Source organism: Streptococcus pseudopneumoniae, from assembly GCF_001072925.1.
In the GTDB taxonomy this organism is placed as follows: Bacteria; Bacillota; Bacilli; order Lactobacillales; family Streptococcaceae; genus Streptococcus; species Streptococcus pseudopneumoniae_Q.
This window is the reverse complement of the sequence record NZ_JVHE01000104.1, coordinates 1-26,632: the sequence shown is the minus strand read 5'-3', so window position 1 is coordinate 26,632 and position 26,632 is coordinate 1. Positions and strand designations below refer to the sequence as shown.

21 protein-coding genes are annotated in these 26,632 nt (G+C 42.5%); 19 read left to right on the top strand and 2 right to left on the bottom strand.

The genetic code is table 11. The annotated features are described in order from the left end of the window. Positions 1-73 precede the first annotated feature (73 nt). The 5 genes from nrdR to der are packed head-to-tail and all read left to right on the top strand — an operon-like array spanning position 74 to position 4,645. Positions 74-547, top strand: coding sequence for a transcriptional regulator NrdR (gene nrdR / locus ADH81_RS07285; RefSeq protein WP_001203674.1), 474 nt, complete (start codon positions 74-76; stop codon positions 545-547). Further along, positions 548-1,714, top strand: a complete 1,167-nt coding sequence (locus tag ADH81_RS07280) for a DnaD domain protein (RefSeq protein WP_049527735.1) — start codon at positions 548-550, stop codon at positions 1,712-1,714. Beyond that, complete coding sequence (gene dnaI / locus ADH81_RS07275) at positions 1,715-2,611, top strand: primosomal protein DnaI (RefSeq protein ID WP_049527732.1); 897 nt, start codon at positions 1,715-1,717, stop codon at positions 2,609-2,611. Continuing rightward, positions 2,608-3,321, top strand: coding sequence for an NADPH-dependent oxidoreductase (locus ADH81_RS07270; protein ID WP_049527729.1), 714 nt, complete (start codon positions 2,608-2,610; stop codon positions 3,319-3,321). The genes dnaI and ADH81_RS07270 overlap by 4 nt, the downstream gene beginning before the upstream one ends. Before the next feature lie 13 nt (positions 3,322-3,334). Continuing rightward, positions 3,335-4,645, top strand: coding sequence for a ribosome biogenesis GTPase Der (der, locus tag ADH81_RS07265; RefSeq protein ID WP_049527726.1), 1,311 nt, complete (start codon positions 3,335-3,337; stop codon positions 4,643-4,645). Between the two features lie 332 nt (positions 4,646-4,977). Here the strand turns inward: der and ADH81_RS10815 are convergent, their stop codons facing one another. After that, positions 4,978-10,311: an SIALI-17 repeat-containing surface protein gene (locus ADH81_RS10815; RefSeq protein WP_080979300.1), complete on the bottom strand. Its 5,334-nt coding sequence runs from the start codon at positions 10,309-10,311 to the stop codon at positions 4,978-4,980. A 305-nt stretch (positions 10,312-10,616) separates the two neighbouring features. Between ADH81_RS10815 and ADH81_RS07255 the strand changes: the two genes are divergently transcribed. From ADH81_RS07255 to ADH81_RS07200, 12 genes are all read left to right on the top strand, one after another. After that, positions 10,617-10,862 (top strand): YneF family protein, encoded by a 246-nt coding sequence (locus tag ADH81_RS07255; protein ID WP_001048970.1) that lies wholly within the window; start codon positions 10,617-10,619, stop codon positions 10,860-10,862. A 201-nt stretch (positions 10,863-11,063) separates the two neighbouring features. After that, positions 11,064-11,858 carry a glutamate racemase gene (racE, locus tag ADH81_RS07250; protein WP_049527725.1) on the top strand — a complete coding sequence of 265 codons (795 nt, stop codon included), beginning with the start codon at positions 11,064-11,066 and terminating at the stop codon, positions 11,856-11,858. Then, positions 11,855-12,826 (top strand): nucleoside-triphosphate diphosphatase, encoded by a 972-nt coding sequence (locus ADH81_RS07245; protein ID WP_049527723.1) that lies wholly within the window; start codon positions 11,855-11,857, stop codon positions 12,824-12,826. The genes racE and ADH81_RS07245 overlap by 4 nt, the downstream gene beginning before the upstream one ends. Then, on the top strand, positions 12,802-13,323 hold the full coding sequence (locus ADH81_RS07240) for a metallophosphoesterase (RefSeq protein WP_049527720.1): 522 nt from the start codon (positions 12,802-12,804) through the stop codon (positions 13,321-13,323). The genes ADH81_RS07245 and ADH81_RS07240 overlap by 25 nt, the downstream gene beginning before the upstream one ends. Next, a complete protein-coding gene (cbpB, locus tag ADH81_RS07235) occupies positions 13,320-13,781 on the top strand; it encodes a cyclic-di-AMP-binding protein CbpB (RefSeq protein WP_049527719.1) in 462 nt (153 codons plus the stop codon). Before ADH81_RS07240 ends, cbpB begins: the two co-directional genes overlap by 4 nt. Further along, positions 13,778-14,512: a site-specific tyrosine recombinase XerD gene (xerD, locus tag ADH81_RS07230; protein WP_049527716.1), complete on the top strand. Its 735-nt coding sequence runs from the start codon at positions 13,778-13,780 to the stop codon at positions 14,510-14,512. Before cbpB ends, xerD begins: the two co-directional genes overlap by 4 nt. Beyond that, positions 14,512-15,246 carry a segregation/condensation protein A gene (locus ADH81_RS07225; protein WP_049527713.1) on the top strand — a complete coding sequence of 245 codons (735 nt, stop codon included), beginning with the start codon at positions 14,512-14,514 and terminating at the stop codon, positions 15,244-15,246. The genes xerD and ADH81_RS07225 overlap by 1 nt, the downstream gene beginning before the upstream one ends. A gap of 12 nt (positions 15,247-15,258) precedes the next feature. Further along, positions 15,259-15,828 carry an SMC-Scp complex subunit ScpB gene (scpB, locus tag ADH81_RS07220; RefSeq protein WP_049527710.1) on the top strand — a complete coding sequence of 190 codons (570 nt, stop codon included), beginning with the start codon at positions 15,259-15,261 and terminating at the stop codon, positions 15,826-15,828. Then, on the top strand, positions 15,815-16,540 hold the full coding sequence (locus tag ADH81_RS07215; protein WP_049527709.1) for a pseudouridine synthase: 726 nt from the start codon (positions 15,815-15,817) through the stop codon (positions 16,538-16,540). Before scpB ends, ADH81_RS07215 begins: the two co-directional genes overlap by 14 nt. Further along, positions 16,540-16,794 (top strand): membrane protein insertion efficiency factor YidD, encoded by a 255-nt coding sequence (gene yidD / locus ADH81_RS07210; protein ID WP_049527707.1) that lies wholly within the window; start codon positions 16,540-16,542, stop codon positions 16,792-16,794. Before ADH81_RS07215 ends, yidD begins: the two co-directional genes overlap by 1 nt. Before the next feature lie 103 nt (positions 16,795-16,897). Further along, complete coding sequence (gene pepA, locus ADH81_RS07205; RefSeq protein WP_049527706.1) at positions 16,898-17,962, top strand: glutamyl aminopeptidase; 1,065 nt, start codon at positions 16,898-16,900, stop codon at positions 17,960-17,962. A 23-nt stretch (positions 17,963-17,985) separates the two neighbouring features. Further along, entirely contained in the window at positions 17,986-18,282 is a 297-nt protein-coding gene (locus ADH81_RS07200; protein ID WP_049527704.1) for an enterocin immunity protein, read from the top strand. A gap of 28 nt (positions 18,283-18,310) precedes the next feature. Here the strand turns inward: ADH81_RS07200 and ADH81_RS07195 are convergent, their stop codons facing one another. Then, positions 18,311-19,942, bottom strand: coding sequence for a Na/Pi cotransporter family protein (locus tag ADH81_RS07195; protein ID WP_049527702.1), 1,632 nt, complete (start codon positions 19,940-19,942; stop codon positions 18,311-18,313). Positions 19,943-20,247: 305 nt separating this feature from the next. Here ADH81_RS07195 and ADH81_RS07190 point away from each other — a divergent pair, with 305 nt between their 5' ends. Together ADH81_RS07190 and ADH81_RS07185 are read left to right on the top strand one after the other, a co-directional pair. Further along, on the top strand, positions 20,248-25,056 hold the full coding sequence (locus ADH81_RS07190; RefSeq protein WP_049527700.1) for an endo-beta-N-acetylglucosaminidase: 4,809 nt from the start codon (positions 20,248-20,250) through the stop codon (positions 25,054-25,056). A gap of 240 nt (positions 25,057-25,296) precedes the next feature. Beyond that, complete coding sequence (locus ADH81_RS07185) at positions 25,297-26,496, top strand: phosphoglycerate kinase (protein WP_049527697.1); 1,200 nt, start codon at positions 25,297-25,299, stop codon at positions 26,494-26,496. Positions 26,497-26,632 lie beyond the last annotated feature (136 nt).

The window sequence follows — 26,632 nt, the reverse complement described above, 5'->3', positions numbered from 1 at the left end:
CCAAAAGGAGAATTATTTTGGGAATCTCTTAAAAAATGGTATAATGAAAAGAAAACGACAAGGAGGGAAAGGCATGCGTTGTCCAAAATGTGGCGCTACAAAATCAAGTGTGATCGATAGTCGCCAGGCTGAAGAAGGAAATACAATCAGAAGAAGACGTGAGTGTGAAGAGTGTCAGCATCGGTTTACAACCTATGAACGTGTAGAAGAGAGAACACTAGTTGTGGTCAAAAAAGATGGTACACGGGAACAATTTTCAAGAGATAAAATCTTTAACGGGATTATTCGCTCAGCCCAGAAACGTCCAGTGTCTAGTGATGAAATTGGCATGGTGGTCAATCGCATCGAACAAAAACTCCGTAGTCGCAATGAAAATGAAATTCAGAGTGAGGTTATTGGTTCCTTGGTTATGGAAGAGTTGGCAGAGCTAGATGAGATTACTTATGTACGTTTTGCCAGTGTTTACCGTAGCTTTAAGGATGTGAGTGAGCTTGAAAGCCTACTCCAGCAGATCACACAATCCTCTAAAAAGAAAAAGGAAAAATAAATGAAGCCAAATGACCGTTTTTCTTTTGTAAAGAATAATCGGGTGTCGCAAGATACCTCATCAATGGTGCAGTGCTACCTCCCGATTATCGGTCAGGAGGCGCTGAGCCTCTATCTTTATGCTGTGACTTTTTGGGATGGTGGTCAAAAGGAACATCTCTTTGCAGCCATGCTCAATCATCTGAATTTTGGGATGGATAGTCTTTTAAAGGCTTTTAAAACTCTGACAGCCATGAAATTGGTGACCCTCTATCAGCAGGATGAGGCCTATAACTTGTTAATCCATCCTCCCTTATCAACTCAAGAATTTTTACAACATACAGTTTATCGGACCTTGTTAGAAAAAATGATTGGGGATATTGCGGTTGCAGCCATGAGACAGGAAAGTGTTGAAGGGGAACCTATCTCGGTGTCCTTGAGTCAAATCTTTCCTCAGTTATCCGAGTCTGCGAGTCAAGAAACCTCTAGCAGTCAGCCTCTAGCAGATGATTTTGATTTGGAGCATTTCCGTCAGATTATGGCTCGCGATGGTCTTCGTTTTCAAGATGAGACTTCGGATGTTTTGGCCTTGTTTGCAATAGCTGATGAGCAGAAGTGGACCTGGTTTGAAACCTATCAAGTAGCCAAAGCGACAGCAGTGTCGCAAGTGATTTCTGTCAAACGCATCCGCGAAAAGATAGCGCAAAAGCCTGTGACTTCTGACTTTAGTCCCAAGGAAGCAACCATTATCCGAGAGGCTAAGAGAAAGACAGCCTTGCAGTTCCTTGCTGAAATCAAGCAGACTCGCAAGGGAAGTATTACCCAGACTGAACGGGACCTGCTCCAGCAGATGGCAGCCTTGGGCTTGCTGGATGAAGTGATTAATGTTATCTTGCTCCTGACCTTTAATAAGGTTGATTCGGCCAATATCAATGAAAAATACGCCATGAAGGTGGCTAATGACTACGCCTATCAAAATATTCGTAGTGCCGAGGAGGCTGTCCTCCGTATTCGTGAACGTGGCCAAAAAGCAAAAACGCAAAAGCAGAATCAGACTGCCCCAGCAAAAACCAATGTGCCTAAATGGAGCAATCCTGAATATAAGAATGAAACCAGCGAAGAAACTCGCTTAGAACTAGAACGTAAGAAAAAAGAAATGTTAGCTCGATTAGAAAAAGGAGGAGACTAGATGGAAAGTGTCGGAGACGTACTCAAGCGTCAACCAAGCCGATTTCAGTATCAGGATTTGGTCCAGCAAATTGTGAAAGACCCTGATGTTGCGGCCTTTATCCAGAAAGAATCTCTCAGTCAGGAGGAGTTGAACCGTAGTATTTCCAAGTTTAACCAATATATCACTGAGAGAGATAAGTTCCTCCGAGGAGATACAGACTATATCGCGCGTGGCTACAAGCCTATCCTAGTCATGAACCATGGCTATGCAGATGTCTCTTATGAAGAAACTCCAGAGCTAATCGCGGCAGAAAAAGAAGCGGCGATTAAAAACCGTCTCAAGCTAATCAATCTTCCAGCTAGTCTTAAAAAAGCTAGCCTAGCTCAAGTAGATTTAGATGATTTGGGGCGCTTGTCCGTTTTTGAAAAGCTCCTAGCCTTTGTGGAGCAATATCCAGCTATTCGAAAAGGTCTGTACTTATATGGAGACTTTGGTGTGGGTAAAAGTTTCATGGTGGCTGCCCTAGCCCATGATTTGTCAGAAAAACGTGGCGTTTCATCAACTCTCCTCCACTATCCGAGCTTTGTCATTGATGTCAAAAATGCTATTGGGGATGGCTCTGTCAAAACCTTGGTAGATGAAATCAAGCTGGCAGAAGTTCTGATTTTGGATGATATCGGTGCTGAGCAATCAACACCGTGGGTCCGTGATGAAATCTTGCAGGTGATTCTTCAGTATCGCATGCAGGAAGATTTACCGACTTTCTTTACTTCAAACTTCAATTTTGAAGATTTGGAAAAACATTTTGCAAAAGGCAAGAACGGAAATGACGAAACTTGGGAAGCCAGACGTGTCATGGAACGTATCCGTTACCTTGCTGAAGAAACACAACTAAAAGGAGAAAACCGTCGATGACAGAAACAATCAAATTAATGAAGGCTCATACTTCAGTGCGTAGATTTAAGGAGCAAGAGATTCCCCAAGAAGATTTAAATACCATTTTGTCTGCAGGACAAATGGCTTCTTCTTGGAAAAATTTCCAATCGTATTCTGTGATTGTAGTTAGAAGTCAAGAAAAGAAGGATGCCTTATTTGAGTTAGTTCCTCAAGAAGCGATTCGCCAGTCTGCAGCCTTTCTCCTCTTTGTCGGTGACCTAAACCGTGCAGAAAAAGGAGCCCGTCTTCATACGGATGTTTTCCAACCTCAAGGGGTGGAAGGACTCCTCATCACTTCAGTAGATGCTGCGCTTGCTGGGCAAAATACCTTGCTTGCGGCAGAAAGCCTAGGCTACGGAGGAGTGATTATCGGTTTGGTGCGTTACAAGTCTGTTGAATTAGCAGAATTGTTCAAGCTTCCTGACTATACCTATCCAGTATTTGGGATTGCACTAGGTGTGCCAAATCAAAAGCATGATGTAAAACCAAGATTGCCACTTGAGAATGTTGTCTTTGAGGAAGAATACCAAGAACAGTCAACGGAGGCTATTGAAGCCTATGACCGTGTACAGACTGAATATGCAGGTGCGCGTGCGACTACAACTTGGAGTCAACGTTTGGCAGAGCAATTCGGTAATCCAGAACCAAGCTCGACTCGAGAAAATCTTGAGCAGAAGAAGTTATTGTAGAAAGTGAGAAAACATGGCCTTACCAACTGTTGCCATTGTGGGACGTCCCAATGTTGGGAAATCAACCCTATTTAACCGTATCGCGGGAGAGCGCATCTCAATCGTAGAAGATGTTGAAGGTGTAACGCGAGATCGTATTTATGCCACAGGTGAGTGGCTTAACCGTTCTTTTAGTATGATTGATACTGGGGGGATCGATGATGTCGATGCTCCGTTTATGGAACAAATCAAACACCAGGCAGAAATTGCCATGGAAGAAGCAGATGTTATCGTCTTTGTCGTGTCTGGTAAAGAAGGAATTACAGATGCGGACGAATACGTTGCCCATAAACTTTATAAAACTCATAAACCAGTTATCTTAGCCGTTAACAAGGTTGACAATCCAGAGATGCGAAATGATATCTATGATTTCTATGCTCTAGGATTGGGTGAACCGCTACCGATTTCATCTGTTCATGGTATCGGGACAGGGGATGTGCTGGATGCTATTGTGGAAAATCTCCCACATGAAGTTGAAGAAGAAAATCCAGATGTTATCAAATTCAGCTTGATTGGACGTCCAAATGTTGGAAAATCTAGCTTGATCAATGCCATTTTGGGAGAAGACCGCGTCATTGCCAGCCCTGTAGCTGGTACCACTCGTGATGCTATTGATACCCATTTTACAGATGCTGACGGCCAAGAGTTTACCATGATTGATACGGCTGGTATGCGTAAATCTGGTAAAGTCTATGAAAATACAGAGAAATACTCTGTCATGCGTGCCATGCGTGCTATTGACCGTTCAGATGTAGTCTTGATGGTGCTCAATGCTGAGGAAGGTATTCGTGAGTATGACAAGCGTATCGCTGGATTTGCCCATGAAGCTGGTAAAGGGATGATTATCGTGGTCAATAAGTGGGATACTCTTGAAAAAGATAACCATACTATGAAAAACTGGGAGGAAGATATCCGTGAGCAGTTCCAATACCTGCCTTACGCACCGATTATCTTTGTATCAGCTTTGACCAAGCAACGTCTCCACAAGTTGCCTGAGATGATTAAGCAAATCAGCGAGAGTCAAAATACCCGGATTCCATCAGCTGTCTTGAATGATGTGATTATGGATGCCATTGCCATCAATCCAACACCGACAGACAAAGGGAAACGCCTCAAGATCTTCTATGCGACTCAAGTGGCAACTAAACCACCGACCTTTGTGATTTTTGTCAACGAAGAAGAACTTATGCACTTCTCTTATTTGCGTTTCTTGGAAAATCAAATCCGCAAGGCCTTTGTCTTTGAAGGAACACCGATTCACCTAATCGCAAGAAAACGGAAGTAGTGATTGTAAAAAAACGATAGAACATCAAGACTTGTTCTACCTATTATCTACCCCATCAAATCATTTTCAAAAGATGTGAACAGGATTTGGTTTGTAGGATATTATTGAAATTGAAAAAGGATGGAATGATTTCCCATCCTTTTTATAGCGGAATAAATCTATATTCCTAGGGGGACAATATTTATACTCAATGAAAATCAAAGAGCAAACTAGGAAGCGAGCCGCAGGTTGCTCAAAACACTGTTTTGAGGTTGTGGATAGAACTGACGAAGTCAGTAACAAATATACGGCAAGACGAAGCTGACGTGGTTTGAAGAGATTTTCGAAGAGTATTAATCTTTCTTACCTTTTAGTAAGAAGGTAGCCGATAAGGCTAGGCTGAGACTTGCCATAAAGAGGAGAGGGCTAGCTTGTTCACCTGTGGCTGGGAGTTGTTTGTCATTCGTAGAAACCTGATCATTGGCTTCATTACTTTCAACCAATGGTTTTGTGGTTTCTAGGTTTCTTTCTTCCGTATGAGCTGGGACAGGTTTAACAGTTGAGCCTTCTGTCTTGTAAACAATAGCGTAAGTGCTCACGTCAAAAGTAATAAACTCAATCATACCGTCTCGAATGGTGAATTCTTGTGGTTTTAATTCATTTGTTGAAGTTAATTGATAGAGTTCTTGAATATCACCGGATACTGGTAGTCGAACGAGTACAGCACCTTTGGCTTGAACTGGCTGTCCATCTTTATCCTTGAGTTGAAGAGTGTAAGCATCGTATTTCTTGCCCAAGAGTTCTTTGTTTTCAACTTTTTGACTGTCGAGGTAGCTTGCGCCTCCTAGTTCAGTTGTTCCACTGATAACTTGAACTCTTGTAGTCTTGTCTTTCAATACTTTGAGTTTAAACTCAGGAACTGTGTTACTTGGCGCGGCTTGACCACTACCTGTCCCGATAGGGCCAGTATATTCAGGTCTTTCCACAGTAGGTGCTCTCTGATCCCCAGTTGTTCCGATAGGACCAGTGTATTCAGGTCTTTCTACAGTAGGCGCCTCCTGATCCCCAGCAGTTCCGATAGGACCAGTGTATTCAGGTCTTTCCGCAGTAGGTGCCTCCTGATCCCCAACAGTTCCGATAGGACCAGTGTATTCAGGTCTTTCCGCAGTAGGTGCTTCTTGATCCCCAGCAGTTCCGATGGGGTCAGTGTATTCAGGTCTTTCCACAGTAGGCGCTTCCTGTTCCCCAGCAGTTCCGATAGGACCAGTGTATTCAGGTCTTTCCGAAGTAGGAGCTTCTTGTTCCCCAGCAGTTCCGATAGGACCAGTGTATTCAGGTCTTTCTACAGTAGGCGCTTCCTGCTCCCCAGCAGTTCCGATAGGACCAGTGTATTCAGGTCTTTCCACAGTAGGTGGCTCCTGCTCCCCAGCAGTACCAATAGGATCTGTGTACTCAGGAATGGTTACTACTGGAGCAGGCTCATCCCCTTTACTTGTTTGAATTTTTTCTTCCACTGGACTGGTTTCATCCTTAGGAAATACTGTTACAACAGAGCTGCTGATTGTTTTTCCTTGGATAGCATAAGCTTCTATCGGATTGCCAGCTTTACGATCTGTAGTTTCAGGAATATCCAGTTGTACCTTATTATCCTTGATGGTTAATACCGTTTGTTCGCCAGATGTAACAAGATGGTCGTCATCGACTTTTCTGAGTAGAAGAGGATCTTTGATACCAGGGAAGGTCACAGCAACAGCATCCCAATTACCAGTTGGTAGGGTTAAGGTAACAGTCTTATCTTTGGACTTAATAGGATCAAGGCTTGGACTATCGAGAGACACAGATGGTGCTTTTAAGATATCAAAGGAATCAAGAGAGATTTTCTTTCGCCCTTCTGGAGAATCTGGATCTACTTTCAAAGTTAGGACGTGATCACCATCAGCTAGATTTGTGAATTCGCCAATCAAAGCACCTTTTTCTGTTGCTCCTGGAGTGAAGAAGTCAAGGGCTGGCATCTCTTTGCCATCCAGTGTGACAAGTGCCTTGCCTAGTGATGCTGTTTTTAATCCATAGATTCGGATACCTGTTCCAGAGAATGGGATGGTTGCTATGGCTTCAGAAGCGAGGCTATCATCAGCGTTGATGTCGGCATACTTCTCTGTAGAAGCATAGAGCTCTGCATCGCTCCAATCCTTAAACATGGAACCATACTGGATACGAGGGTCACGGTCGTCGATCTTCTCAACAGCTTCTCCTTGTCCTGGGAAAACCTTGAAGTAATCAAGAGAAATTTTTGCACGCTCATTGACACGTCCTTTGTGCTCGCGCTTAACAGTGATGGTCATCAAATGAGGACCTGAGGATAGATTTGTGTAACGTCCTATCAATACACCTTTTTCAGTTGCTCCTGCTGTATAGAAGTCAAGTTCTCCAACAGATTTGCCATCAATTTTAACATCGGCAAGTCCCAATTGAGATGACTTGAGACCGTAAATTTCAATACCAGGTCCATTGAATGGAATGGTTGCAGTCGCATCTTTATCAGAATAATTTCCATTTGAGATATCAGCGTATTTCTCTGTTCCACCAAATAGTTCTGTGTCAGACCAATTTCCAAAGGCAGAGCCGTACTGGATGCGTTTGTCACGGTCATCTACCAACTCACTAAAGGAATCAATAGAAGCAGGATCTGAAACTGGTGTTGTACGATCCCCTAGCATAGCCTTAACGGTATAAGTATAGGCATGGCTAGAATCAATCGAGCGATCGATGAAGTGAGTTTGGTTGGTGATAAACTCACGAACGCTAGGAGTTTGACTGTTTTCATCCTTGCTTTCTCGTCGGATGACATAATGACTTGCTCCCTTGACTGGGTTAAAGTCAAGTTCAGCCGTCATGGCATCTTTTCGAACAGCTGTCAAACGAGTCACACGTCCAGGGAAGTTTTCAAAGGTAATGACATCACCTTTTTGAGTCGCAAGTTGGATACGGTTATCTTTGAGGCGACTAGCTTGAACTTCCTTGCCATTAATCTTGATAATACTAGATTCGATATTTGGATAGTCTACGACTAAATCCCCACCAACATTAGAAAGGAAAGATAGCGTTTCAAGATTTTTCTCTTTCCATTTCATGCTGACTTCAAAGTTACCACGAGCGACTAAGCCTGAGACTTGCCCGTCTTTCCATGCATCTGGAAGGGCTGGTAATGGGGCAATGTAGCCTGTGTGAGATTGAAGGAGCATTTCTGCCATACCGCTGGTTGCACCAAAGTTTCCATCAATTTGGAAAGGAGCGTGGGTATCCCAGAGGTTTTCTAGGGTTGAAGATCTGAGCTGTTCTGCCAACAAACGATGGGCGCGATTTCCATCTAAGAGACGGGCCCAGAGGTTAATTTTATTGGCCTTAGACCAACCCGTTCCACCATCTCCACGGTGGTTTAAGGTTGCGCGTGCTGCTTCTAGATATTCAGGCTGATCCTTGCCAAATAGAGTACCTGGGAAGAGTCCAACTAGATGAGAAACGTGGCGGTGATGGTTTTCAATGCCTTCGTTAGTGAATTGTGGGCTGTCTTCTTCGTACCATTCCTTGATACGGCCGTCTTGGTTGATGTGAAGAGGTTTGAGCTTATCAAATTTAGCCTTCACTTCTGTCACCAAATCTTGGTCGACCTTCAGATGATTGGCTGCTTCCATATAGTCGTGGAAGAGTTGCCAAACTAGAGATTGGTCAAAGGTATTCCCAATCGTGATAGTTCCATGTTCTGGTGAGTAGGATGGAGAAGAAACCCAGCGGTCACTAGCCTTGTCGTAGTGCAAGAAGGAATTCCAGAACTTGGCTGTTTCCTTGAGCATTGGATAGATCTTTTCTTTGAGATAGGTTTCATCCTTGGTGAATTTGTAGTAGTCATAGACGTTCTGCATCATCCAAGCATTGGCAGCTGGAGACCAACCCCAATAGTAATTCCAGCCTGGAGTTGTCCAGCCAAATGGTGTCGCCTGAGTATGAACCAACCAACCGTTTTCTTGACCTTCTTTGGATTCGATACCTGCGTATTCTTTAGCAGCGATACGACCATAATAGCGCATGTCATCGATATAATTGATCATTGGCTTAGCCGTTTCTGCGAGATTGCTCATGTAGGCAGGCCAGTAGTTCATCTGTAGGTTGACATTGAGGTGGTAGTCTGAGTTCCAAGGTGGATTATCTACAGCATTCCAGACCCCTTGCAAGTTGGCAGGGAGGGCATCTGTCCGGTTACGAGAAGAACTGATCAGTAGGTAACGTCCGTATTGGAAGAAGAGTTCTTCTAGTTTTTGCCCTTTTGTTGGATTATAGGTTTGGAGAGCTTCTTTTGTAGTTTGATTAGACTTGCTGCCGCCGAGATTTAACTGAACACGATTGAAAAGGCTTTGGTAATCCTTGATGTGATCATTTTTCAGAGTCTCATAGTCTTTGGCTTTAGCAGCTTCTACGATAGATTTGACAGTCTTTTCTACATCAATATCCTTGCGATAATTGGTTTTCGGATTTTGAGCAAAATTAGTCTTGGCGCTGAGTAGCAGTGTTGCATAACTTGCTCCTGTAACTGTCAAATAACCATCTTGAGCAGTGACTTGTCCATCTGTCTTGATACCAAGATAGGAAGCAAATTTCAGACCGTTGTCTTTGACAGTTCCCTTGAGCAAAATACCATTAGAATCAACGCTAACAGTCCCTTGTTTGTATTTAGAATTCTCCCAAGAATAATCTCCATTAGCAATCAAATCTTCAGTCAAGCTATTCCAAAGAGTAAAATCAAGCGTCTTATCTCCCTTTTTGGTCAAATGGGTAACAGTGACGTCATCTGGGTAACTAGAGAAGGTTTCTCGTTTGAAACTTGTCCCATCTTGAGTATAAGAGGTAGTTGTGATAGCTTCAGAAATATCTAAGCCACGGTGATAGTCAGTAACATTTTCCAAGCCCTTCTTCTGGTTATTAAAGACCATGAAGATATCACCGAAGGCTAGGAAGCGACCGTATTGGGCATTGTTTGGCCCAACCAAATTTCTCTCTGCTAGTTGTTTGGCTTTTTGACGGTCACCGTCTTCTAAGGCCTTACGAATTTCGGCTAAGACTTTGTAGCGGTCCTTGTAGTTTCCTCCGTTGTAGTCTTGACTATCAGGTTGTGGGCCTCCAGACCAAAGTGTTTTTTCGTTGTACTGGATTCTTTCTTCACCGATGAGTCCGAAAACCTTGGCACCCATTTCCCCATTTCCGACTGGGAGGGCTTGTTTTTCCCATCCATCATAGGAAGGAGCAGTTGGTTGGTTGTAATGTAATTCGTAATGTTCTTGCTTGTTCACAGGAAGTTCTGGTTTCTCACTCTCCTTATTGTCAGCAGGGGCGGTAGTAGCACTTGTCTCTGACTGACTACTAGTTTGAGGTAGTTCTGCCTCTGGACTTGTATGCTTCTCAGCTGATTCAGCTACAGGCTGAGTCTCTGTGTTAGAAACAAGAACTTCCTCTGGTTTTGTATTCGGTTTAGCAGAGGTTTCAGTAATTGTTGCCTCACTTTCCGTAATCTCGACACCATCAGCAGCCACACCCTGTGCTGCTAAAAACACAGCTCCAAGTAAAACAGAGGCAGCTCCGACACTTAGCTTGCGGATGCTATACTTACAGGATTTTTCCCAATATCTCTTATCCACAAAATTCTCCTTTCTTAAATCTGTAAGCGCATACATTTTCTTTTAAAAAAATAAGTCTTGCAGAAATATGTGTGATTTTTTCAGATAATCTTAATATAACAAATAAACAACACTATTGCAAGGGCTTTCAGGAAAAATGACCTTATTTTACCAAATTTTAGTTCTTTTTAATTCTATTGAAAAAGATCAGAGATAAAAAATAATCTGAGTAATTACCAACCCTTATGAAAGCGTAACTCAAACTAGTCAGGCGTAGGACTTTATGGTATAATATAGAAGATTCAAAAAGAAACAGGAGAAATGTTATGAACCTTATTTTAGCAATTGTATTGATTCTTTTAGCTTTTCTAGGAGGAGCTCTTGGAGGTATGTACTTGGTGCGCAAGCAAATCGAAAAAGAATTTGCGGATAACCCACGTTTGAACGCAGAAGCAGTTCGTACTCTCTTGAGTGCAAACGGTCAAAAGCCAAGCGAAGCTAAAGTACAACAAGTTTACCACCAAATCATTCGCCAACAAAAAGCAGCCCTTGCTAACAATAAAAAGAAATAAATAGGAAAAGTCTGGGATGAAAGTTCCAGACTTCTCACTATGTTTGACTGATATTTAGAGACAAGACTTTTTCCTTGCATTCTATTGATAATTGATTATGATTAAGAGGGAGACAGTGGGGAGCTACCCAGTCTGTCAGAAATTTCAGAAAGAAATGAATAATAATTATCAATCAGAAAAAAATACTAGAAAGAAGACTGTATGGATAATCGACCGATTGGTTTTTTGGATTCGGGCGTTGGAGGTTTGACGGTTGTACGTGAACTCATGCGCCAGCTTCCTCATGAAGAAATCGTCTATATTGGAGATTCGGCACGGGCTCCTTATGGTCCCCGTCCTGCTGAGCAGATACGTGAATATACTTGGCAACTGGTCAACTTTCTTTTGACCAAGGATGTTAAGATGATTGTCATTGCTTGTAATACAGCAACGGCAGTCGTCTGGGAAGAGATTAAAGCTAAGTTGGATATTCCGGTGTTGGGTGTGATTTTGCCTGGTGCATCAGCAGCTATCAAAGCAAGTCAAGGTGGGAAAATCGGTGTGATTGGAACCCCGATGACGGTAAAATCAGATATTTATCGACAAAAGATTCATGATCTAGACCCAGATTTACAAGTGGAAAGCTTGGCCTGCCCTAAGTTTGCTCCCTTGGTCGAGTCAGGTGCTCTATCGACCAGTGTGACCAAGAAAGTCGTTTATGAAACCTTGCGTCCCTTAGTCGGAAAAGTAGATAGCTTGATTTTAGGCTGTACTCATTATCCACTCCTCAGATCCATTATTCAAAATGTCATGGGGCCTAAGGTTCAGCTGATCGATAGTGGCGCTGAGTGTGTGCGCGATATCTCAGTCTTACTCAATTACTTTGAGATTAACCGTAGCCGAGATGCGGCGCCCCTTAAACACCGTTTTTATACAACTGCAAATAACCAAAGTTTTGCCCAGATAGGAGCAGAGTGGCTGGAAAAAGAGATTCATGTGGAGCATGTAACATTATGACAAACAAAATTTATGAATACAAGGATGATCAGGACTGGTATGTTGGATCCTACAGTGTTTTTGGTGGCATTCGGACTTTGACGGATGATGATTTAGAGTTTCCTTTGTTTGATTTAGCCAAAATCTTTCGTGATGAGGAGCGAGGATTTCCACTTTCAGTCACTGTTTTGCGATATGGTTCAGCCTACCGCTTACTCTCTTTTGTGGTAGATATTCTCAACCAAGAAGCGAATCGAAACTTGGAAGTCATTCAACGTCAGGGAGCTCTGCTTCTGGTTGAAAATGGGAAGCTCTTGCATGTGGAATTGCCTAAAGAAGGAGTCAATGTTCAAGACTTTTTCGAGACAAATAAAGTCAGAGAAACCTTGTTGATTGCAACTCGTAACGAGGGTAAAACCAAGGAATTTCGAGCTATCTTTGACAAACTGGGCTATGACGTAGAAAATCTAAATGATTATCCAGACCTACCTGAAGTGGCCGAAACAGGTATGACCTTTGAAGAAAATGCTCGCCTTAAGGCTGAAACCATTTCTAAATTAACAGGAAAGATGGTCTTGGCAGATGATTCTGGACTAAAAGTGGATGTTCTTGGAGGTCTACCAGGTGTCTGGTCAGCTCGTTTCGCAGGAGTAGGGGCAACTGATCAAGAAAATAACGCCAAACTCTTGCACGAATTAGCCATGGTTTTTGAACTCAAGGACCGTTCAGCTCAATTCCATACAACCTTGGTCGTAGCTAGCCCAGGTAAGGAAAGCTTGGTTGTCGAAGCTGACTGGCCAGGCTACATTAACTTTGAACCTAAGGGTGAAAACGGTTTTGGTTATGATCCTCTTTTCCTAGTAGGAGAAACTGGTAAATCATCAGCCGAATTAACCCTTGAAGAAAAAAATAGTCAATCCCACCGTGCCTTAGCCGTTAAGAAACTTTTGGAGGTATTTCCATCATGGCAAAGCAAACCATCATTGTAATGAGCGATTCCCACGGAGATAGCTTGATTGTAGAAGAAATCCGTGACCGCTATCTTGGGAAAGTCGATGCTATTTTTCACGATGGTGACTCGGAACTTCGACCAGATTCACCACTCTGGGAAGGAATCCATGTAGTCAGAGGAAACATGGACTTTTATTCAGACTATCCAGAACGTTTGGTGACTCAACTAGGCCCTACCAAGATCATCCAGACCCATGGACATTTGTTTGATATTAACTTTAATTTCCAGAAACTAGATTTCTGGGCTCAGGAAGAAGATGCAGATATCTGTCTTTATGGGCACTTGCATGTTCCAAACGCTTGGATGGAAGGAAAGACCCTCTTTCTAAACCCTGGTTCTATCAGTCAGCCACGTGGGACTATCAGAGAATGCCTCTATGCCCGTGTAGAGATTGATGATAGCTACTTTAAAGTGGACTTTTTGACACGTAACCATGAGGTCTATCCAGGCTTATCCAAGGAGTTTGCTCGATGATTGCCAAGGAGTTTGAACAGTTTTTACTGGAGCAAGAGGAAACCTTTTTAACTCCTGCTGAAAATTTGGCTGTACTCATTGATAGCCACAATGCAGATCATGCAATTCTCCTCCTTAGCCAGATGACCTATACAAGAGTGCCAGTAGTGACTGATGAGAAAGAATTTGTCGGAACCATTGGACTTAGAGACATTCTGGCCTACCAGATGGAGCAGGGCTTGAGTCAGGAAGCTATGGCAGACACGGATATCGTACATATGACCAAGAAGGACGTAGCAGTTGTCAGTCCAGACTATACACTGACGGATGTTTTACATAAGTTAGTGGATGAGTCTTTCCTACCAGTCGTTGACAAGGATGGTATCTTCCAAGGCATTATCACACGGAAATCAATCCTTAAGGCTGTCAATGCTCTCTTGCATGACTTTAGTAAGGAATATGAGATTCGAAGCAAATGAGAGAAGGGATTTCAGCATTTTTAGAGGAAAAGCAGGGCTTATCTGCCAATTCCAAGCAGTCTTATAAGTATGATCTTGAGCAATTTTTAGACATTGTAGGCGAGCGGATTTCTGAGACCAGTCTCAAGATTTATCAAGCCCAACTGTCAAGTTTGAAGATTAGTGCTCAAAAACGTAAGGTTTCTGCTTGTAACCAGTTTCTCTACTTTCTCTATCAAAAAGGGGAACTCAAGACCTTTTATCGCATAGAATTGCTTAAGCAGGCCGAGCAGCAACAAGCAAAACCTGAGCTTTTGGACCTAGAATCCTTTTGGCAGGAAAGCGACTTTCCAGAGGGACGCTTACTGGCACTCCTCATCTTGGAAATGGGACTCTTGCCAAGCGAGATTTTAACTCTAAAGGTTGCGGATATCAATCTGGATTTTCAAGTTTTGAGAATCAAGAAGGCTTCCCAACAAAGAATCTTGAGCCTTCCCACAAACTTGCTTGCAGAGTTAGAACCCTTGATGGGGCAGAGCTACCTCTTTGAAAAATCTGGGAAGCCATACTCCCGTCAGTGGGCCTTTCGTCAGTTAGAAGCCTTTCTAAAGGAAAAAGGTTTTTCAGACTTATCTGCCCAAGGATTGAGAGAACAGTTTATATTAAGACAAATCGAAGAAAAGGTTGACTTGTACGAAATTGCTAAAAAGCTAGGATTAAAGACAGTCATGACTTTGGAAAAATATAGATAATGGATATTAAATTAAAAGATTTTGAAGGGCCTTTGGATCTTCTTTTGCACTTGGTTTCAAAGTACCAGATGGATATCTATGATGTGCCCATTACAGAGGTTATCGAGCAATATCTAGCCTATATCTCCACATTACAAGCTATGCGTTTGGAAGTCGCAGGTGAGTACATGGTCATGGCTAGTCAACTCATGCTCATAAAGAGTCGCAAGCTCTTGCCCAAGGTTGCAGAAGTGACAGACCTAGAGGATGACCTGGAGCAGGACCTCCTTTCTCAAATCGAAGAATACCGTAAGTTTAAACTTTTGGGAGAGCAGTTGGAAGTGAAGCATCAAGAACGAGCTCAGTATTACTCAAAAGCGCCGACAGAGTTGATTTATGAGGATGCTGAACTTGTCCACGATAAGACCACGATCGATCTTTTCTTAGCCTTTTCAAACTTGCTTTCCAAGAAAAAAGAAGAATTCTCGCAAAGTCACACAACCATTTTACGAGATGAGTATAAGATTGAGGATATGATGGTTATCGTCCGAGAAGCCTTGGTTGAAGGTCAGCACTTATGCTTGCAGGATTTGTTTAAAGAAACCAAGGATTTACAAGAGGTCATTACACTCTTTTTAGCGACCTTGGAGTTGATTAAAACCCAAGAAATTCTCTTAATCCAAAAAGAGAGCTTTGGAGATATCTATCTCCTGAAAAAGAATGAGGAAAATCAAGTAGAGCAGAGTCGATCTTGATAGAGAGGAAATATGAGTACTTTAGCAGAAATAGAAGCGCTCTTGTTTGTAGCGGGTGAAGAGGGGATAAGGATTCGCCAGTTGGCTGAACTCCTTTCTTTGCCACCGACTGGGATTCAGCAAAGCTTAGAAAAGTTAGTCCAAAAGTATGAAAAAGACCCAGATTCCAGTTTAGCCTTGATTGAGACAGGTGGTGCCTACAGATTGGTAACCAAGCCTCAATTTGCAGCTATTTTGAAAGAATATTCTAAGGCGCCTATCAACCAGAGTCTATCTCGAGCTGCGCTAGAAACCTTGTCCATCATTGCTTATAAGCAACCTATCACACGTATAGAAATCGACGCTATTCGTGGGGTTAATTCAAGCGGAGCTCTAGCTAAGTTACAGGCCTTCGATTTGATACGAGAAGACGGGAAAAAAGAGGTACTTGGACGCCCTAATCTCTATGTAACGACGGATTATTTCCTAGATTACATGGGCATTAACCACTTGGAAGAATTGCCCGTGATTGATGAGCTTGACATTCAAGCACAAGAAAGCCAATTATTTGGTGAAAGGATAGAAGAAGATGAGAATCAATAAGTATATTGCCCACGCAGGTGTGGCCAGTAGGAGAAAAGCAGAGGAGTTAATTAAGCAAGGCTTGGTGACTGTCAACGGCCAGGTGGTACGTGAATTAGCGACGACTATCAAGTCTGGTGACAAGGTAGAAGTTGAAGGTCAACCCATCTACAACGAAGAAAAGGTCTATTATCTGCTCAATAAACCACGTGGTGTCATTTCCAGTGTAACGGATGATAAGGGACGCAAGACTGTTGTGGACCTCTTGCCTAATGTGAAAGAACGGATTTACCCTGTGGGACGTTTGGACTGGGATACATCTGGAGTCTTGATTTTGACCAACGATGGGGACTTTACAGATGAGATGATTCATCCTCGTAATGAGATTGATAAGGTCTATGTTGCGCGTGTTAAAGGTGTGGCTAACAAGGAAAATCTTCGTCCTTTGACTCGAGGCGTTGAAATTGAAGGCAAGAAAACCAAGCCAGCTATTTATGAAATTCTCAAGGTAGATCCAGTTAAGAATCGTTCAGTTGTACAGCTGACCATTCATGAAGGGCGTAACCATCAGGTTAAAAAGATGTTTGAAGCAGTTGGGCTCCAAGTGGATAAGTTGTCTCGGACACGTTTTGGACACTTAGACTTGACAGGTCTCCGTCCAGGAGAAGCACGTCGTCTCAATAAAAAAGAAATCAGCCAACTACACACCATGGCTGTAACAAATAATAAATAATGAAAAAAATCTTAATTGCGCCAGTGCGCTTTTACCAACGTTTTATCTCGCCAGCCTTTCCACCGTCTTGCAGATTTGAGCCTACCTGTTCCAACTATATGATTCAGGCTATTGAAAAACATGGCTTCAAGGGTATCTTGATGGGACTGGCTAGGATATTACGTTGCCATCCTTGGTCTGAAACGGGTAAAGATCCAGTACCAGATCACTTTTCATTAAAGCGAAATACAAGAGAAGAAGGATCACATTTGTGATTCTTTTATTGTTATAAGAGTAAGTTACTTGGTAAAATGTTGATTTCCACTACCTTTCTCCTATAAAAAGTGGTAAAATGGTTGAAAGAAAGAAGGGATAGAAATGACAACATTATTTTCTAAAATCAAAGAAGTAACAGAACTTTCCGCTATCTCAGGTCATGAAGCACCTGTTCGCGCTTATCTTCGTGAAAAAATTACTCCTCACGTAGATGAAGTTGTGACTGATGGCTTGGGTGGTATTTTTGGGGTTAAACACTCAGAAGTTGAAAATGCACCTCGTGTTTTGGTAGCCTCTCACATGGATGAAGTTGGTTTTATGGTTAGTGAAATCAAGCCAGACGGGACCTTCCGAGTAGTCAGCATTGGTGGTTGGAACCCTATGGTTGTCAGCAGCCAACGCTTTAAACTCTTTACGCGCCAAGGACGTGAAATTCCAGTCATCTCAGGTTCAGTTCCTCCACATTTGACTCGAGGCACAGGTGGCCCAACCATGCCAGCTATTTCAGATATCGTTTTTGACGGTGGTTTTGCGGATAAGGAAGAAGCTGAAAGCTTTGGTATCCGTCCTGGAGATACCATCGTTCCAGATAGTAGCGCAATCCTAACTGCTAATGAAAAAAATATCATCTCAAAAGCATGGGATAACCGTTATGGAGTTCTCATGGTTAGCGAGTTGGCAGAAAGCTTGTCAGGTCAAAAACTGGGAAATGAACTTTACCTCGGTGCAAATGTGCAAGAGGAAGTTGGACTTCGTGGTGCCCATGCATCTACAACTAAATTTGATCCAGAAGTATTCCTTGCGGTGGATTGCTCACCAGCAGGTGATGTTTATGGTGGTCAAGGTAAGATTGGTGATGGAACCTTGATTCGTTTCTACGATCCAGGTCACTTGCTTCTCCCAGGCATGAAGGACTTCCTTTTGACAACTGCTGAAGAAGCTGGTATCAAGTACCAATACTACTGTGGAAAAGGTGGAACTGACGCAGGTGCAGCTCATCTGAAAAATGGTGGAGTACCATCAACAACAATCGGTGTTTGTGCTCGTTATATCCACTCTCACCAAACCCTTTACGCTATGGATGACTTCCTAGAAGCCCAAGCTTTTCTACAAGCCTTGGTGAAAAAATTGGATCGCTCAACTGTAGATTTGATTAAGAACTATTAAATTTAAAAATGGAGGTGTGTAGGATGGAAGAAGCCAACCTAGAAACCTTGATACGGGATCTTTACAATAATGCCCGTCAAAACTTGAGTGAAGATTTAGTGGCTGCACTCTTAGAAACTGCTAAGCAGTTGCCCAGCACCAATGAGCGCTTGCTTGCAGTCCGACTTTCAGGTTTAGTTACACTCGAACTACTCCAAAATCCCAAAACACCAGCACCAGAGTTAGTCAATCTGGCCCGCTTTATCAAAAAGGAAGAAGCGAGATACAGGGGTGCAGCCGCATCTTCCTTTATGATTGGAGAGCTATTTAAAATGCTTTGATTCGAAAGAATCAAAGCATTTTTTTATATTAAATTTGTTCAGCCAAAACCTTTTCAGCAAGGTTCATAGCGTGGTCTGACACACGAGTATAGTGTGAAATGATGTCGATAAAGTTGACACCTGCTTGGGTAGAACATTCACCATTGTTTAGGCGCTTGATGTGAGTCTTACGAAGGACACGTTCCATCTTGTTGATGGCTTCATGGCGTTCAATAAGAGCTTGAGCTTTTTCAAGGTCATTGTTTTCAACACTTTCAAGAGCATCTTTAACGAAATCGCTTGTTTGACGGTAAATCTCTTCCAACTCTTCTAGGGCTGAGTTAGAGAATTGAACATTCTTGCGTTGCAAGTAGTCGTTAAGATTAATCAAAGCTTCAGCGTGGTCACCGATACGTTCCAAGTCTCGAGAAGAGTCAAGGATGTTGGTTAAGACTTCACTCTCTTTTTGGCTCAATGCTTCACTAGATAGACTAATGAGGTAACGTGTTAATTTCTCGTCGATTGTGTTGATAGCTTCTTCAGTCTTGTGTCCTTTTTCAGCTACTTTTTCGTTAGAATTGATAATGTAGTCGTAAGAAAGGTCAAATGCTTTTACAGCATAGTTTCCTAGGTGCAAGAGTTCTTTCTTGGCATTTCCTAGAGCGATAGAAGGAGCTTGCTTGATGAGTTGTTCATCCAGGTAAAGAGGTTCGTATTTAACAACTTCGTCTTCACCAGGGATTAGCTTAGTAACAAAGTAAGCCAAAGCACCGATGAATGGGAATTGTACAATGGTGTTACTGACGTTAAAGGCACCGTGTGAGAAGGCAATCGTCATCTCAGGTGAGAGGTGAAGTAGTGCCTGGAAGTACTCGATCATCGAAGTGAATGGGCCTAACAAAATCAAACAGAGGATGGTTCCTAAAACGTTAAAGGTAACGTGAGTTGCTGCAACTCGTTTAGCAGAGATGTTTGCTCCGGCTGCTGCGATGATAACTGTTAAGGTTGTACCGATATTATCTCCGAATAGGACTGGTAGTGCCCCTTTGAGGTCGAGGAATCCACCTGCATAAAGACCTTGTAGGATCCCGATGGTTGCAGAAGAAGCCTGAATCAGAACGGTAATAACTGCACCAGCCACAACTCCCAAGATAGGATTTTGACCCAAGGTAACCATGTATTCCTTGAACTGAGGCAAGTCTTTAAGAGGGCTCATCCCAGCACTAATGAGGTTGAGGGCATAGAAGATACCACCCACACCAAAAAGGATACGTCCAATATTATTTGCAGTACGGTTTTTTGTAAAGAATAAGAACATGGTTCCAAGGAAAATCAAGGGTAGGGCATACTCGCCAAGTTTGAAACCGATGATGAAGGACGTTACGGTCGTTCCAATATTGGCTCCCATGATAATCCCGATGGCCTGTCTAAGGGTGAGGAGACTAGCACTGACTAGTCCAACCGTAATAACCGTTACACCTGTACTTGACTGGATTAGGGCAGTGACGACAATCCCCACTAAAACCCCTAAGAAGGGATTACTTGTGTACTTGTCAATGTAATATCGAAGGCGGTCTCCAGCAGCTTGTTGCAAACCGTCTCCCATGGTCTTGATACTATATAAAAATAGACCCAGACCACCTAAAAAGTGAAAAATAATTTCCTGCCAATTAATGGACATTTTCTTTTTCCTCCGAAAAATAATCGCGGAATTTCTCCCATTCTATTTTAAAGGATAAAAGTAAATCTAACAAGTAGTAAATGCTCTTTTTTTGAGAAAAATGTTGATTTTATTCGAAAAATGGTCAATGATTGTCTAATTTATATTAATTCTTCACTTCTTTATAGTTCTTGAAGGGCTAGTGTTGACTCTTTTTCTAAATATCGTAAAATAAAAATGACCTGTTCTGTGTATTTTTGGAACAGCTACTTTTTTAATTCAGAAATAAAGCGCTTACTTTTGTGAGGAAGTCAAAGGAGAAAAAGATGAAGAATCCATTTTTTGAAAAACATTGTCGCTATAGTATTCGGAAATTGTCAGTGGGTGCCTGCTCATTGATGATTGGTTCAGTTCTATTTGCAGGCCCAGCTTTGGCTGAAGAGTCTGTCGTTCCAGAAAATGGGACAACAACTACAGCAGTAGCTTCAGAGCAACCGTCAACCACTACTCCAGCAGAAGCAACCACACCAGCACCAGAAGTATTGAAGGAGCTGGAAGCGACGGAAGATAAGACAAGCGAGCAGCCTGTTTCAGAAGAGAAACCAAGTTTGGATCAATTGACTGCAGCTGATAAGGAAGCAACTAGCCCAGCTGCTGAAACTCCTAAGGTTGAAGAAACGCCTGCTACTACAGAAAATAAGCCAGAAGAAAAAGCTACTGTCGCTAACGTTCCTAAGAAAGAAGAAAAAAGTCTTAGACCAAAAGAAATTAAGTTTGACACATGGGAAGATTTGTTGAAATGGGAACCAGGTGCTCGCGAAGACGATGCTATTAACCGCTCTTCAGTAGAACTAGCCAAGCGCTATCGTGGACATGTAGTTAACGAAAAAGCTAATAAGGACGCTAAGGTTGAAGCTCTTGCTAACACTAACTCTAAGGCTAAAGACCATGCTTCTGTAGGTGGTGAAGAGTTTAAAGCCTACGCTTTCGACTACTGGCAGTACTTGAATTCCATGGTCTTCTGGGAAGGGCTGGTTCCAACTCCGGATGTGATTGATGCTGGTCACCGTAATGGTGTTCCTGTATTGGGTACCTTATTCTTTAACTGGTCAAATAGCATTGCAGACCAAGAAAAATTTGCTGCAGCCCTTCAACAAGATGAAGACGGTACTTTCCCTATCGCTCGTAAGTTGGTTGATTTGGCTAAATATTATGGATTTGATGGATACTTTATCAACCAAGAAACAACAGGTGATATCGTGACGCCTCTTGGTAAGAAAATGCGTGACTTCATGCTTTATACCAAGGAATATGCAGCTCAAGTCAATCACCCAGTCAAATATTCTTGGTATGACGCCATGACCTATGAATATGGTCGTTATCATGAAGATGGACTTGGTGAATACAATTACCAATTCATGGAAAAAGAGGGAGACAAGGTTCCTGCGGATCACTTCTTTGCCAACTTTAACTGGACCAAAGAGAAAAATGATTACTCTGTAACTATGGCAAAATGGCTTGGACGTAGTCAGTATGATGTTTTTACAGGATTGGAATTGCAACAAGGTGGTTCCTACAAGACAAAAGTGAAATGGGATGCCCTTCTAGATGAAAATGGCAAGCTCCGCTTATCACTTGGACTCTTTGCACCTGATACTATCACGAGTCTTGGTAAGACAGGCGAAGACTATCATAAGAATGAAAACATCTTCTTTACAGGTTATCAAGGAGATCCAACTGGTCAAAAACCAGATGACAAGGACTGGTACGGAATTGCCAACCTTGTAGCTGACCGTACACCAGCAGTAGGCCGTAGCTTCACAACATCCTTTAACACTGGACATGGTAAAAAATGGTTTGTAGACGGTAAAGTTTCTAAGGATTCTGAATGGAACTATCGTTCTGTATCAGGTATCTTGCCTACATGGCGCTGGTGGCAAACTTCATCAGGTGCTAAACTTCAAGCTGACTATGACTTTGAAGATGCCTACAATGGTGGTAACTCACTTAAGTTTGCGGGTGATTTAGCTGAAAATACCAACCAAGATGTTCGTCTCTACTCTACAAAACTGGAAGTAACAGATAAAACAAAACTTCGTGTTGCTCATAAAGGTGGTAAGGGAAGCAAGGTCTATGTAGAGTTTGCGACTCAGAAAAACTATACTTATGGTGGAGAGAATGCTCGTAAAGAACTGACTCTATCTGACGATTGGACAAAAGATGAATTTGACTTGAGTGCCTTGGCAGGTCAGACCATTTACGGTATCAAACTCACTTTTGAAAATACTGCTGCTCTTAAGGGCTATCAATTTAACTTGGGTGAGTTGACTGTAACAGATAATCAAGAGGCTCCTCAAGCACCAACAGCTCTTAAAGTAGCTAAACAATCCCTTAAAAATGCCCAAGAAGCAGAAGCCATTGTTCAATTTACAGGTAACAAGGATGCTGACTTCTATGAAGTTTATGAGAAGGATGGCGATGCTTGGCGCCTATTGACAGGCTCATCTGCAACTACGATCTACCTACCAAAAGTTAGCCGTTCAGCTAGTGCAACTGGTACTAGTCAAGAGTTGAAGGTTGTCGCAGTCGGTAAGAATGGACTTCGCTCTGAAGCAGCAACTACAAACTTCGAGTGGGGAATGACTGTCCAAGATACAAGCCTTCCAAGACCATTAGCAGCAAACATCGTTCCAGGAGCGACTGTTATCGGAAGTACTTTCCAAAATACAGAAGGTGGAGAAGGTATCGAAGGTATGTTGAATGGGACCATCACCAGTCTATCTGACAAATGGTCTTCTGCTCAGTTGAGTGGTAGCGTTGATATCCGTTTGACACAACCACGCCGTGTCGTTAGATGGGTCATGGATCATGCAGGAGCTGGTGGGGAGTCTGTTAATGATGGCTTGATGAACACCAAAGACTTTGACCTTTACTACAAGGATGAAGCAGGCGAATGGAAATTAGCTAAAGCTGTTCGTGGCAATAAAGCCCATGTTTCAGATATTACCCTTGATAGTCCAATTACAGCCCAAGACTGGCGCTTGAACGTCATCACATCTGACAATGGAACACCATGGAAAGCCATTCGTATCTACAACTGGAAGATGTATGAAGCTCTTGATACGGAGAGCCAAAACATTCCAATGGCTAAAGTGGCGGCGCGTGTTCTAACAGACAATAAGGTTCAGCTCGGCTTCTCAGAAGTTCCTGCTGGGGCAACCATCACAGTCTATGACAAGGCAGATTCACAAACTCCAATCGCTACCTTAAATACGGTAGTTGGAGGAGATTTGGCAACAGAACCATTGAGCCTTGAAAAACGTCCAAGCCTTCTTTACTACCGCACACAATTGCCAGGGAAAGAAATCAGTAATACTCTTGCTGTAACGATTCCTCAGGATGAAAGAAAGATTAAGGCTGTCAGTCTAGAAGTAGCACCTAAAAAGGCAACTTATCAAGTTGGTGAGGAATTGAATCTTAAAGGTGGTCTTCTCCGTGTCAAATACGAAGGTGAAGAAGCAGATGAAGTCATCAACCTTAGTCATGCTGGTGTTGTAGTCAACGGCTACGATGCTCACCATCATGGCGAACAAGAGTTAACAGTAACCTATCTTGGTCTTCCAGTTGCAGGTAGCTTTAAGGTTCAAGTCACTGGTGAAGAAACTGGTCCAAAAGAAGTCGCAGCCTTGTATATTAGCAAGCAACCGAAAATTGACTACTTGGTAGGTGATGCTCTAGACTTATCAGAAGGACGTTTCAAGGTCTTGTATGATGATGAGACGGAGACTGAACATAGCTTTACAGACCAAGGAGTCGAAATTACAGGTTATGATTCTCAAAAAACAGGCCGTCAAAAACTCCAATTGCACTATCAAGGACAAACTGTCGAATTTGATGTTCTAGTATCACCTAAGGCAGCCATTAACGACGAATATCTGAAACAAGAAATCACATCTGCCCAAGGACGCAAAGAAACAATAGCTTATACATTTGCGGATGCTGAAAAACAAGCAGCTCTCGTTGAGAAGATTGAAGCAGCAAAAGCTGTCCTAGAAAACCACGACGCTAGTCAAGAAGCAGTCAACCAAGCCTTGAATGACTTGAAACAAGCAGGTTCTGACTTGAATGGTGTACAGCTTTATCAAACAGCTAAGGAAGAGCTTGAAACTCTTCTAGGAAAAGTTCGTGAGAAAAATGCAGACGATCCAATCATCGCTCAAGCAGAAACTCTTATTGGCTCAACAAATCCAAGTCCAGAAGCATTTGCCAACCTCAAGGAAGAACTCAACAAAAAACTCCTTGTTAAAGAAAGCCATCATGTGGGTAGCTTAGAAGAAGGTGAAACTGCTCCAACAGTTGAAGCTCTACCTGAGCTAGTGGTTGAAACAGAAACTCAAGCCTTCGAACGCCAAGAACGTCCGTCAGGAGACCTCTTGTTGGGTGAACGACGTCTTGTTCAGGCTGGTGCAGAAGGACAAATCCGTCATTTGATTGAAGTGGATGCCAAAGGCAACCGTACTCTTCTAAAGACAGAAGTAGTCAAAGAAGCAGTGGCAGAGATTACTGAGGTTGGTACTAAGATTGAAAGTAGTACTCAACCGCTTGACGGTCCAAAAGTCTTAGAAGTTAAGAAACCAAGCTTGGTTGTGGAAGAAGAAGTTCTTGCCTATGAACATGAAGAACGAGTAAATCCTAGCCTCCAAGTAGGAGAACGTCGCTTGGTTCAAGTAGGAGTTGCAGGCCTTCGTAGAAACCTTGTAGAGATTGATACTGAAGGATATCGCAGTCTTAAGGGAACGGAAGTTCTCAAGGAAGCTGTAACTGAGATTGTTGAAGTCGGTCCAAAAGTAGTTAAAGTACCAGGTGACAGACCAGTTACACCTGCTCCAGCGACTCAAGATACTAAGAAGGAAACTAGAAAAACAGAGCCTAAGACTGAAACATCCGTTTCGCCAGTTCAAGCAAGCCAGGCAGCGAAGCAAGAACCAGCAAAAACAGAAGCACAAGCTGAAAAAATTGAAGGAAAACAACTTCCAAGTACAGGTACAGAAGTAGATGCAAATCCTCTTGCCCTTGGCTTGGTCGGAGTTTTAAGTGGTTTTGGCTTGCTAGCTCAAAAGAAAAAAGAAGATTAAGATAGAGAGTGTATCTAACACTGACTTCATATTTAATAAAAAAGATTTGACTTTTAAGAGTCAAATCTTTTTGTATAGGGGAGGAGAATAAAAATGGTAGAGTATTCTGTCGTAGTTACAAGGCACTGTCCTGAATTAATCGAGAAAAATTGTTGTGGATAAAAGTTTAAGGTTTTGCTATCTCTTTTATTGATTTTGTGATATAATTAACACGTAAAAAAAATTAAGGAGTCTTTCCAAATGGCAAAATTGACTGTTAAAGACGTTGAATTGAAAGGGAAAAAAGTTCTCGTTCGTGTTGACTTCAACGTTCCTGTAAAAGATGGCGTGATTACTAATGACAACCGTATCACTGCAGCTCTTCCAACTATCAAGTACATCCTTGAACAAGGTGGACGTGCAATCCTCTTCTCTCACCTTGGACGTGTAAAAGAAGAAGCAGACAAAGCTGGTAAATCACTTGCTCCTGTAGCTGCTGACTTGGCTGCTAAATTGGGTCAAGAAGTTACTTTCCTTCCAGGTGTAACTCGTGGTGCTGAATTGGAAGCAGCTATCAACGCTCTTGAAGATGGGCAAGTTCTTTTGGTTGAAAACACTCGTTTTGAAGATGTTGACGGTAAGAAAGAATCTAAAAACGATCCTGAACTTGGTAAATACTGGGCATCACTTGGAGATGGTATCTTCGTAAACGATGCATTCGGTACAGCTCACCGTGCACACGCATCTAACGTTGGTATCTCAGCAAACGTTGAAAAAGCAGTTGCTGGATTTCTTCTTGAAAACGAAATTGCATACATCCAAGAAGCTGTTGAAGCTCCAGAACGTCCATTCGTGGCTATCCTTGGTGGTTCAAAAGTTTCAGACAAGATCGGTGTTATCGAAAACTTGCTTGAAAAAGCTGATAAAGTTCTTATCGGTGGTGGTATGACTTACACATTCTACAAAGCACAAGGTATCGAAATCGGTAACTCACTTGTAGAAGAAGACAAATTGGATGTCGCTAAAGCTCTTCTTGAAAAAGCAAACGGCAAATTGATCTTGCCAGTTGACTCAAAAGAAGCAAACGCATTTGCTGACTACACTGAAGTGAAAGACACTGAAGGTGAAGCAGTAGACCCAGGATTCCTTGGTTTGGATATCGGTCCTAAATCAATCGCTAAATTCGATAAAGAATTGACTGGTGCGAAAACTGTTGTATGGAACGGACCTATGGGTGTATTTGAAAACCCTGACTTCCAAGCTGGTACAATCGGTGTAATGGACGCTATCGTTAAACAACCAGGCGTTAAATCAATCATCGGTGGTGGTGACTCAGCTGCCGCAGCGATCAACCTTGGACGTGCAGATAAGTTTTCATGGATTTCTACTGGTGGTGGAGCTTCAATGGAACTTCTCGAAGGTAAAGTTCTTCCAGGGCTTGCAGCTTTGACTGAAAAATAAGAATATAGAAAAGGAGGACTTAGGTTCTCCTTTTTTTGGCTCTATAATATTTGTAGTGGGTAAACCCCCTATAGATATTATGGAGCCTATTTTTGTGTAGAAAAAAAGTCCCATAAGATCTATAATGAAAAGCGAC